Here is a 9,204-nt window from a genome sequence, read left to right on the forward strand (position 1 = left end):
AGGTAGATTGGGATTGATGGTGGCGCGGGGGCGGGTTTATAAGATTGTGGGTTTTTGGCAATTATTGTCGGTGAACCAGCCCCTACAGAGTTATGTTTTTTACTTCCGTTAACAATGGCAACGGTAGATTTGCACATACTAACTCTGCACAATTCCACTGCCGCAAATACTCATAAACTTCTGAAATAATCGCATTTCCGGCATCTAAATCTTGTGCTTGAGAAGCATGATAGTGCGCTCTGATTAGGGGCTTAATATCCTCGATATCTTGCCATTCTGATTTAGGTTTGAGGGGAATGCTGATATAATAATTATAGGCTTGGCTGTGGGCGGTACGGAGATTTTCAGCGTTTTGATTTAGCAGGTACTCGCCCTTTTCTCGGACTAGCGGATGCAAGTGATAGGATTTGAGGTGGCGATCGTAATATAGCAATTGTCGGCGCTTCAGTGCCTGAATAATATTTTCTTTAAGTTCATACTTGCTAACTTCTGGCATTTGAGCGCTAATTCCTGCCAAAGATAGGGGATATTCTGAGGTTTGATAGACAGAAATTCGGCTGAGACAAGTTTGCTCGCCGTCGCCCAGACGCGCTATCATTTCATCGATCGCTCTTTCAATATCTCGAATCAGCAACCAGTCTCTCTGGTGCAGAAAAATCCCGACATTTCCCTGAAACTCGGTATCGTCTCGAATCAAGGCTGCGACGAGTTGTAAGGCTTTGGGATGTCCACAATAGCGATCGCACATTTCGGCTAATTCTTCTGGATTTGCAGTCAGATTAAAAGATTGCAATAGGGCAACTGCGGCATCTTTATCCAATCCGTTTAGCTGGATTTCGCGGGTGACTGTTGACGGCAATTCGGCTAAGCTTTCGCGACTGGTGAAAATAATTTTGCTTTGATGTTCTGTTTCTAATAGTTGTTTGAATAACCAAGCATATTCTGCACAATCCTCTGCGAAATAACCAGCCGCTTTTGCCTCTCCTGCTTTCAAAAGTGTGTCGGCGCGATCGAAAACGAGTAAGCAAGGTTTTTCTCTGAGGATTTTGAGCAGATTTTCGGTTTTTTTGCCACAGTCACTTTGAGGATTGACGGCTGCGGTAATGTCGCCGTTGGATAGGGTGAATAGCAGGGAGTCAATTGTGCGATCGAAGGGGGGTGCTTTGCCTGTTGCAGATTGCAAGGATTGCCAAGCGGCGCAGGTGAAGGGGGTTTTTTCTGTGTGGAGTTGGCGAATTAGTTGGCTGACGAGGCTGGTTTTTCCGATTCCTGGTAATCCGACAATTGAGATGGCGATTGGAACCCCCCCCAGCCCCCCCTTGGTAAGGGGGGGAGCAAGAGTGGGCGATTCATTGGTAAGGGGGGGAGGAGTGATTAGGGTTTTTAAGATGTCGATTTCTTTGGTGCGCTGTACCCAATTTCTGACGGGGGGTAAGTTTTCTGGGAGGGGGAATGTGCGATCGGTTTGGTTGTCTAGGGGGATATCTGCGATCGCGGCAGCTAAAAGTAATTCTGTTTTCTTGATATCATTGCGCTCGATAATATCTTCCCAGTTATTGATTCCTACAACTTTGCAAATATCGATAAATGTTTCGCGTCGAATTCGGTTTTGCGCCCAAAACCTCCTTAAAGTGGCTTTTGAAGTTAGAGCGGCTTTGCACCAGGTATCCTCACTTTTATTCCATCCGAGATTGCGTCTTACCATGTCAATGATTTTTAGCCCTTCTTCGGATGCTCTGAGCAAGCCTGCCATTGCTATTTACACATTACTATTTTTCCTTGAGCCAATTTTACCAGATTTGGTGAGCCAAATGAACCAAATGAGCCAAATGAGCTTTTTATGTTGAACCAAATGGTGAGCCGTTTAGCCGATACAGAGCAGGGATTATGGATTATTGTCAGAGGATGAGCTTGGCTTGAGGCTACAGATCGGGGTGAAGCCAAGGTGAGTAAGCATTTGCCTTGCAGTTAGGTATCGGTTTCTAAATTCTTGGGTAAAGAGTTGTTATTTATACTGTTTCCCCTGTAAGGGATGAGTGAAAGATCGATCCAATTTAGTTATAAATTTTTTCAATAGCTTAGTTCAATATTGACATTCACAAGGAGTTTGAATCATGGTACAGGCTAGTTTTGGAGAGATTAACTTTAATACATGGGGTAATAACGGTTTCCAGCAGTCACGACCGATTGATCCAAACCAGAATACTTATGTAATAACTCATGGATGGAATAATACTGGTGGTAACGCAAAGAATAATTTTACGCCTGCTGACTGGGTAGCAGAAAAAGCTCAAGCCATCCGAGAGCAAGATCCTAACGCAAATATTGTCGTGACGGATTGGGAAAGTGGTGCTAAGACTGATTACTCAAAAGCTGCTGCAAATACGAAAGAAGCAGGTCAAAAGCTCGGTGAGTATCTGAAAAATATTGGTGTTAACCCTAATAAAACCGAACTAATTGGTCACAGTTTAGGGGGTCATATCGCTGGTTCTGCTGGTGCTAAGTATCGAGAACTAACAGGTAATCAGATAAATCTCATTACGGGTTTAGATCCTGCTGGACCTAGTTTTGGAATCAGGGCTAGACCGATTGAAGGAGGAGCGGGAACTGATGTGGTTGAAGAACCAGTTCCTCCAAGCGATCGCCTAGACCCTACTGATGCTAAACAAGTAATTGCGCTTCATACCAGTAAATTAGGATACCAAGATTCCATAGGAACAAAGGACATTTATATCAACAAGAATGAACTAATTCAACCCGGTGGAAAGATTCCTCTTAATGATAGTCATGGTTACGCTCACAAAATAGACACAGAATTAAGAAAGGGAGCCTCTTTTCCTCAAAAAAATGGGACTCAATTCGATTTAAATCGGTTGCGCTCTTCAGAAAAAGGTAGTATCGATATTGATACTACCAAACCAACTTTTACAGGCTCGACGACTGGGACTTTTGGAGGTGGCAGCAATAAATTCAGTTTAGGAACACCGGAATTTGTAAGTTTTGTCCAGTTTGATGGTAAACCTTTTAGTACAGGAACAGACATTCTTTTTGATCTTGGTAAATTGACTTATCGGAATGGAGTAAATGCCGAAGATTCACCCAGATCAATAGATACAAGTCTCAATATTAATCTTGCGATAACCCAACCCGAAAATAGTCCCCAGACGTTTAATTTTGCAATCAACAATCAAGCAACAAATAACACAACTGGTGATGCGGTTCTGGATGCCGATCGCCTAACTTTTTCAGGTGCAGGTTTATCCGAAGAGAGAATTAAAGTTGCGGGTGCTGAATATACCCTCGATCTATATGGGTTTGCTTCAAATGGAGAACCTGTAGGACAGTTTGATTCACCGGAGAATAGCACAGCTACCGCTGATTTATTTGGTAAAATCGTACCAGTGACTATTTTTACTCAAGATCAAGAGACGCTACGTCAATTTAGCAATGATATTAAAGAGGCTGTTAAGGGCTTTAGAAACACAATTGCTGATGCAAAAAATGGAATTTTGAGAGATCTAGTTTACCCATTGGCAGGGGCTGTAGTAGATGTTCTAATAGGTGCTCCAAGAACAATAAGAAGTGCCAGTCAAGTCAATTCCCCAACAGATACAGGAACTACATTTCAGATTACTCAAGCAATAATGGCTGAAAATCCGGGGGGTGTGCTAGGTGCTGATAACAATGAGAAAATCTTAGGATCGCCCGTAACTGATGTAGTATTCGCAGCCAGAGGTGCTGATACTATCGAAGGGGCTATTGGCAATGATTACCTGCGAGGCGGAAAAGGAAGCGATCGTATTTTAGGTGACGATGGCAACGACATTCTCAACGGCAATGAAGGTGATGATTTCATCTCAGGAGGCCCTGGCAATGATTTAGTGCGGGGTGGACAAAACAATGATGAAATTTTTGGCAATGACGGAGACGATATTTTAATCGGTGAAAAGGGAACGGATCGGCTAACTGGTGGAGGTGGAACAGATGTTTTTATCCTGAGAACAGACACAGGTACAGAAGAAACCAATCCGGCTAATGCTGATTGGTTACTTGACTTCAATGCGAGTGAAGGCGATCTAATTGGCATCAATGGAGGCGTACCTATAGATATTCTCACCTTTACTCCTACTGATGTCAATCAAGATGGTATTGCTGACACCATTATTCAGTACACAGAAAACAACGAAATTATAGGTGTCTATACAAATATCTTTGGTGTAGTCATCAACACGCAGCCAGATCTTGTGAAAAATGCCTTATTTACTATTCCTCTGAACGATCCAATCACTCAGATAGGATGACGCTGTAGGAAAGTTACCCCATAGTTCGTCACAGCAATATTAAGAAGTCCGATCGCCCTTAATTCCTCCCCATCCATCCCCGTTTATCTGCGGTTGCTAAAAAGGTCGATCGCCCTTAACACAAAAAGCGCGATCGCCCTTCCCATACTCATGCTCTTGATTCGACGGTGGGGATAACTTGAATTAGCCCCGTGTGAAAGCCTGTGTCGTAGGTAATAACCGGCAAATTTTCGAGTTCAGCTTGTGCCATAATCATCCGGTCAAAGGGGTCACGGTGGGCAATGGGCAGGCGGCCAGCGCGGAGGGCATGAGCTGAAGTTATAGCTAGTTCGATAAATTTGGCTCGGTGGAGGATTTGCGAATATTCCTCCACAATCTGTTTGGCTTCGGGAAGTTTACCGATGCGATATTTGGTGGCTATTTCCCAAGCGGAAACAGTGCTAACAATGATATTAAAATCGGGGTTGCGAACGATCTCGCGGCATTGGGCATTGAGTTTGGGGTCATCAAAGAGCCACCACAGCAGGATATGGGTGTCGATAAGGTAGCTTATTCCCATTTTTCCAGTTCCTCTTCTGGTAGGGGTTCAAAAAAACCATCACCGAGTTCTCCCGTCAGTAAACCAGGGGTGCGGGGCTGTGGCTGTTCCCGTCCTAATCCGAGGCGAAAATAGTGAATCAAATCATAGATTTCTGCGAGTTTGTCTTCGGGGATGTCTTGTAATTCTTGAACGATTTTCTGAATTAGCATAAATCAAACTCTCTGATGGTTGCTGGTTAATCGATCGGGCTACAAGGGTTGCGGCTTTGTCTATTATGGCTCATTCTACAGGGGTCTAAGTCGGCGACGGGCGGCGGCGATCGCCCTTAATCCCTCCCCGTTCATCCGCCTTCATCTTCGGTTCAAAAAAGTGCGATCGCCCTTCGCCCTCACAAATACTCTACCATTCCGACCATATCTTCCGGTGTGTAAATTTCATATAGCAAAATCAACATTTCTATTACTTGTCCGATCGAACGACTCCCCTATTTAAAATAAGCCACACCAGGATGATCCTTGCTCATACCAGCCATAACTAGAAAATCTCGATCCTGAGTGACAAGCACTCGCTGCTGCTGTTGAATAAACAACCACTGCTGCTCATCCATCTTAGTCCTTAATCCTGCTTCTACCGTTGTCGTCACATCAATACCATAGAGACGTAACGCCCTAGCAATGTCCCGATCGATATGCTCATCTAAATGAAACCTAATTCGCCGGCTCACCTTTTAATTCCTTGATTTTTGTTTGTAACCTACCTGGATTTTGACGCATAAATTCATCTACAAAAGCATCATCTTCTGCCATTTCTCTATCAATTGCTTCACGATGATCGTAATAATAAGCCATAGCGTCATAAACTGCTGCTACAAGCACATCGTACTTAGTGGCAATTTCTAAAATAGAATAACCCATTTTTAGGTGCATCACCATCACGTCTTGTACGGCGATTCTCGTCCCAGCAATCCGGGGTTTCCCGCCTCGTACTCCCGGTGTCATTTCAATGTGTTCTACGCTTACTGTTGTTGTCATGATTTTTTATTAGGTATGATTCAAAAATAATACTATTATAGCCAAAACAGAGATTTTTACAAGCTCGCTCGCTTGGAATTTGGAATAATAGCGATCGCCCTTTCTTCCTTCCCCATCCATTCCCGTTCATCTGCGGTTGCTAAAAAGAGCGATCGCCCTTAACACAAAAAGTACGCGCGTGCGAAGCTATCCCGAAGGGAATCGCCCTTAAAATCAGAATAGACAAACAACATCTAATTTGTTATAATTGAGTAAAACTCAACCAACCGAGTTTTACCCAACTTTATAATAGCTGAAAGATATGTTTTGGATTCTGAAAAACTTAATCAGCACAGATCCACAAGGACACCTCAGTTTAAACCTCGAACCCAAGTCAACAGAGTATCGCGTTCTCGTCAACGAAGCCGGACAAATTTTATTAGACCCAATAACCAACATACCCGATCGCGAACAGTGGTTGTGGCAAAACCCCCAAGCATTAGCCGCCGTTAAGTGCGGCCTCGCGCAAGCAGCTAAAGGTGAAGTACATGATTTGGGTGACTTTTCTGAATATGCCGATCGGGATTTAAGCGTGATAAACCATCGTAAAATTAAATCACAGCAGTGAAAGCTAACTCGCATAAATGACCGACGAAACTCGACGAGAAATAGCGAGACGACTAGCTAGAGAACTAGAATCAAGGACTGTCATCTCACCCATAACACCCGGACAAGGCTTTCAAACTTTGGGTGAATTTAAAAGAACGATCGGGGTGGCAGGAGCGGGGTTAGCGTGGCATCATATAGTTGGGCAAACAACATCAAATTTACAGAGATTCGGGGCAGAAGCAATACACAATACAGGCAATCTCGTCCGGCTAGAACACGGTACTGGGTCAATTCATCAGGAAATTACCAATTTCTACAACTCCGTCCAACCTTAATTAACAGGTACGAATACTCTAACCGTGAGAGGGTGGCTCAGCACTCAATCTTTTGCAGAACAACAAGACTTTGGCATTAGAGTTATTATAGCTTTCGGAGGAACAGTTTAATGCTGACTCTAGATATCCAATCAATCCTCAATTCTATTCCCAATGAAATTAGCTGGCAAGACATCGTACAGTTTGAAAATCTAGACGCTCGTGTTAGCATTGCTAATGACCTTTGTGCTAACATTATTGGTGTCAATGAAAGTACGATCGAATTGTGTCCTAATGAAAATCCTCCCGATCGTTTAGAACAACTGGTTTGGTGGTGGGTTGTGCGTCCCGATTTAGGAGCGGCGATTGCCAAAGAAGCTCCTCAAGAACTCAAAAATATTATCAGTCAATACATTCTGCAAAATTGACAAAAACCAGCGCTCGTCTGTGGTTCAAAAAAGAGCGTGAAGCGAAGCTATCCCGAAGGGAATCGCCCTTACGACAAAAAGTGCGATCGCCCTTAAAATCCGAATAGACAAACAACATCTAATTTGTTATAATTAAGTAAAACTCAACCAACCGAGTTTTACCCAACTTTATAATAGCTGAAAGATATGTTTTGGATTCGGAAAAACTTAATCAGCTCAGATTCACAAGGACGCATCAGTTTAAACCTCGAACCCAAGTCAACAGAGTATCGCGTTCTCGTCAACGAAGCCGGACAAATTTTATTAGACCCAATAACCAACATACCCGATCGCACTTCATCGGGTTCTGAGATATCGCTGTTAAAATAGAAGCATCATTCCCTCATAACTCATCTCACCATAAAAGTGTATGAAAATAGAAGACTATCCACTGGCTAAAGAATTGATATTCGATGCCGAAGGCAACATTAGTCAAGTTATTCTAGATTATACCGACTATCAGTATTTCCTAGAAGCGATCGAAGATAAAGGACTTCTCCAGGCTATGCGCGAAGTAAAAAATGAAAACCCGTTAAATTTAGAGCAAGCACTTGCAGAACTGGAAAGTGAATGAAAGTCGAATATCTACCCAGTTTTTTGAAAGATTTAAAAGCTCTTAAAAGTACGCCTGTGTTTGAGCAAATCAAGGATTTTGCTTTTGCGGAAATTCCCAATAGTAATGATTTACAAACAATTGTTAACTTAAAAAAATTGAAAGGTGATGATAATGCGTATCGGCTTCGGGTTGGAGACTATCGAATAGGTTTTTATTTTGATGGCGAAACTGTTACTTTTGCCAGGGTGCTTCACCGGAAAGATATTTATCGCTACTTTCCACCATAAAGCTGTTTTTACTATGGCAGAATGTTTTGGGCAACTTCTCCTTGTCCTTTGAAATAGTAAATTAATGTATTTGTATCCAAAATGTACATCTAAAAGCTCTCCCGCAAGATGTCTTCCCCCGACTCCGCACGAATCTGTTCCAGAGTAGGAAAGTCTTCGGCCCATGTTCCAGCTAGGGAATAAACCAATTCTGTCGAAGGAGTTAAAGAACCTACTGTGTCGGTGGATTGGTTCTCATTCAGGTACTTGGCACGAATCAACTCAGCGAAAGTGAGAATTTCGCTAGCTTGGTTTTCGGGAAGAATTTTGACGATCGCGTAAATCTGTTCAATGATAGTCATAATCTGGTGAGAAATAAACTGTCGTTAAATTTTATTTTAGCAATAGCGATCGGCTTTTTCGTGTCAGTTTTCATCTGGGTTTCAAAAAGAGCGATCGCCCTTAATTCAAAAAGAGCGATCGCTCTGTGGTTGCCCTTACATCCAGATGGGGCGGGCACGGGGGCACCGCCCCTACATATCCGGTTGGGGGTGGTATTTTTCTAGATGCAAAGGCTCATCTTCCCAAGCGATTGGATTGTTGAGGATATATTCACGAATTTTTTCGCAAGATTCCTCATCGCGAATAATGTGTTCGTGATAGTTACGCTGCCAAAATTTTTTGGGGAAAGGTGTCCAACCTAAATTCGCAACACCATGCCGGTATTTAGCAGTTGTCAGCGATTTGAAGCGGTGAACCACATCTGGCAATGTCATGGGTTTCTGAGGGTTATCGCCAGAAATATTGTCTGGCGTCAAAATAATAATTCCGTGAAAGTGATCTGGCATTAACACAAAAGCCTCCACTTCTACACCTGGATAATGCAATGGCAATTCATTCCACACAGTTTGCACCATCACCCCTGGTTCGCTCAAATATATTTGGCTATTGCGGATTTCTCCTAATGTATGTAAACCATCATTAATGCAGATAGTGACAAAATAAGCTCCGGCTTGAGAATAATCATATCCCTTAAGGCGAATAGAACGCCGATGATGTTTAGCAGCGTCGTACTTCATGATAATTCAATTATGATCTCAATTCGATTTTACCGTAGGGGCGGTGCCCCCGTGCCGCCCC

Annotated in this window: 15 protein-coding genes; 7 read left to right on the plus strand and 8 right to left on the minus strand. The window is 43.0% G+C overall.

Translation table 11 applies throughout. The features are described from left to right. Positions 1 to 82 precede the first annotated feature (82 nt). Positions 83 to 1,753 (minus strand): ATP-binding protein, encoded by a 1,671-nt coding sequence (locus tag QUB12_RS05520; RefSeq protein ID WP_333305837.1) that lies wholly within the window; start codon positions 1,751 to 1,753, stop codon positions 83 to 85. Between the two features lie 361 nt (positions 1,754 to 2,114). On the opposite strand from QUB12_RS05520, the gene QUB12_RS05525 reads away from it, so the two are divergent. Next, complete coding sequence (locus QUB12_RS05525; protein WP_333305839.1) at positions 2,115 to 4,301, plus strand: choice-of-anchor K domain-containing protein; 2,187 nt, start codon at positions 2,115 to 2,117, stop codon at positions 4,299 to 4,301. Between the two features lie 148 nt (positions 4,302 to 4,449). Here QUB12_RS05525 and QUB12_RS05530 read toward each other — a convergent pair whose 3' ends face one another. The 4 genes from QUB12_RS05530 to QUB12_RS05545 form a co-directional block, all read right to left on the minus strand. Next, a complete protein-coding gene (locus QUB12_RS05530) occupies positions 4,450 to 4,860 on the minus strand; it encodes a type II toxin-antitoxin system VapC family toxin (protein WP_333305841.1) in 411 nt (136 codons plus the stop codon). Then, a complete protein-coding gene (locus QUB12_RS05535; protein ID WP_333146834.1) occupies positions 4,851 to 5,051 on the minus strand; it encodes a hypothetical protein in 201 nt (66 codons plus the stop codon). Before QUB12_RS05535 ends, QUB12_RS05530 begins: the two co-directional genes overlap by 10 nt. A 275-nt stretch (positions 5,052 to 5,326) precedes the next feature. Next, on the minus strand, positions 5,327 to 5,566 hold the full coding sequence (locus QUB12_RS05540) for a DUF5615 family PIN-like protein (RefSeq protein WP_333305843.1): 240 nt from the start codon (positions 5,564 to 5,566) through the stop codon (positions 5,327 to 5,329). Then, a complete protein-coding gene (locus QUB12_RS05545; RefSeq protein ID WP_333305845.1) occupies positions 5,550 to 5,873 on the minus strand; it encodes a DUF433 domain-containing protein in 324 nt (107 codons plus the stop codon). Before QUB12_RS05545 ends, QUB12_RS05540 begins: the two co-directional genes overlap by 17 nt. Before the next feature lie 301 nt (positions 5,874 to 6,174). Here QUB12_RS05545 and QUB12_RS05550 point away from each other — a divergent pair, with 301 nt between their 5' ends. The 6 genes from QUB12_RS05550 (at position 6,175) to QUB12_RS05575 (ending at position 8,085) form a co-directional block, all read left to right on the plus strand. Then, a complete protein-coding gene (locus QUB12_RS05550) occupies positions 6,175 to 6,480 on the plus strand; it encodes a hypothetical protein (protein ID WP_333138229.1) in 306 nt (101 codons plus the stop codon). Between the two features lie 16 nt (positions 6,481 to 6,496). Continuing rightward, positions 6,497 to 6,796 (plus strand): hypothetical protein, encoded by a 300-nt coding sequence (locus tag QUB12_RS05555; RefSeq protein ID WP_333138227.1) that lies wholly within the window; start codon positions 6,497 to 6,499, stop codon positions 6,794 to 6,796. A gap of 110 nt (positions 6,797 to 6,906) precedes the next feature. After that, positions 6,907 to 7,203, plus strand: coding sequence for a hypothetical protein (locus tag QUB12_RS05560; protein ID WP_333138225.1), 297 nt, complete (start codon positions 6,907 to 6,909; stop codon positions 7,201 to 7,203). 186 nt (positions 7,204 to 7,389) lie between these two features. Then, positions 7,390 to 7,572, plus strand: coding sequence for a hypothetical protein (locus QUB12_RS05565; protein WP_333305847.1), 183 nt, complete (start codon positions 7,390 to 7,392; stop codon positions 7,570 to 7,572). A gap of 40 nt (positions 7,573 to 7,612) precedes the next feature. Then, positions 7,613 to 7,816 (plus strand): hypothetical protein, encoded by a 204-nt coding sequence (locus tag QUB12_RS05570; RefSeq protein ID WP_333305849.1) that lies wholly within the window; start codon positions 7,613 to 7,615, stop codon positions 7,814 to 7,816. Continuing rightward, positions 7,813 to 8,085 carry a type II toxin-antitoxin system RelE family toxin gene (locus QUB12_RS05575; protein WP_106150286.1) on the plus strand — a complete coding sequence of 91 codons (273 nt, stop codon included), beginning with the start codon at positions 7,813 to 7,815 and terminating at the stop codon, positions 8,083 to 8,085. The genes QUB12_RS05570 and QUB12_RS05575 overlap by 4 nt, the downstream gene beginning before the upstream one ends. 89 nt (positions 8,086 to 8,174) lie before the next feature. On the opposite strand, the gene QUB12_RS05580 is transcribed toward QUB12_RS05575, so the two are convergent. From QUB12_RS05580 to QUB12_RS05590, 3 genes are read right to left on the minus strand one after another with little or no spacing between them, the layout of a single operon-like run. Further along, positions 8,175 to 8,426: a DUF2281 domain-containing protein gene (locus tag QUB12_RS05580; protein WP_333305851.1), complete on the minus strand. Its 252-nt coding sequence runs from the start codon at positions 8,424 to 8,426 to the stop codon at positions 8,175 to 8,177. Continuing rightward, on the minus strand, positions 8,423 to 8,584 hold the full coding sequence (locus QUB12_RS05585) for a hypothetical protein (RefSeq protein ID WP_333305853.1): 162 nt from the start codon (positions 8,582 to 8,584) through the stop codon (positions 8,423 to 8,425). The genes QUB12_RS05580 and QUB12_RS05585 overlap by 4 nt, the downstream gene beginning before the upstream one ends. 13 nt (positions 8,585 to 8,597) lie before the next feature. Then, entirely contained in the window at positions 8,598 to 9,143 is a 546-nt protein-coding gene (locus tag QUB12_RS05590; protein WP_333305855.1) for a transposase, read from the minus strand. Between the last annotated feature and the right edge of the window lie 61 nt (positions 9,144 to 9,204).

The sequence above is a fragment of the Microcoleus sp. B7-D4 genome (assembly GCF_036705125.1).
In the GTDB taxonomy this organism is placed as follows: Bacteria; Cyanobacteriota; Cyanobacteriia; order Cyanobacteriales; family Microcoleaceae; genus Microcoleus.

What these genes read in the sequence shown, in the direction of transcription:
- QUB12_RS05570 (WP_333305849.1), top strand. Translation starts at nt 7,613, where the DNA reads ATGAAAATAGAAGACTATCCACTGGCTAAAGAATTGATATTCGATGCC.
- QUB12_RS05560 (WP_333138225.1), top strand. Translation starts at nt 6,907, where the DNA reads ATGCTGACTCTAGATATCCAATCAATCCTCAATTCTATTCCCAATGAA.
- QUB12_RS05530 (WP_333305841.1), bottom strand. Translation starts at nt 4,860, where the DNA reads ATGGGAATAAGCTACCTTATCGACACCCATATCCTGCTGTGGTGGCTC.
- QUB12_RS05555 (WP_333138227.1), top strand. Translation starts at nt 6,497, where the DNA reads ATGACCGACGAAACTCGACGAGAAATAGCGAGACGACTAGCTAGAGAA.
- QUB12_RS05520 (WP_333305837.1), bottom strand. Translation starts at nt 1,753, where the DNA reads ATGGCAGGCTTGCTCAGAGCATCCGAAGAAGGGCTAAAAATCATTGAC.
- QUB12_RS05580 (WP_333305851.1), bottom strand. Translation starts at nt 8,426, where the DNA reads ATGACTATCATTGAACAGATTTACGCGATCGTCAAAATTCTTCCCGAA.
- QUB12_RS05535 (WP_333146834.1), bottom strand. Translation starts at nt 5,051, where the DNA reads ATGCTAATTCAGAAAATCGTTCAAGAATTACAAGACATCCCCGAAGAC.
- QUB12_RS05545 (WP_333305845.1), bottom strand. Translation starts at nt 5,873, where the DNA reads ATGACAACAACAGTAAGCGTAGAACACATTGAAATGACACCGGGAGTA.
- QUB12_RS05575 (WP_106150286.1), top strand. Translation starts at nt 7,813, where the DNA reads ATGAAAGTCGAATATCTACCCAGTTTTTTGAAAGATTTAAAAGCTCTT.
- QUB12_RS05565 (WP_333305847.1), top strand. Translation starts at nt 7,390, where the DNA reads ATGTTTTGGATTCGGAAAAACTTAATCAGCTCAGATTCACAAGGACGC.
- QUB12_RS05590 (WP_333305855.1), bottom strand. Translation starts at nt 9,143, where the DNA reads ATGAAGTACGACGCTGCTAAACATCATCGGCGTTCTATTCGCCTTAAG.
- QUB12_RS05550 (WP_333138229.1), top strand. Translation starts at nt 6,175, where the DNA reads ATGTTTTGGATTCTGAAAAACTTAATCAGCACAGATCCACAAGGACAC.
- QUB12_RS05525 (WP_333305839.1), top strand. Translation starts at nt 2,115, where the DNA reads ATGGTACAGGCTAGTTTTGGAGAGATTAACTTTAATACATGGGGTAAT.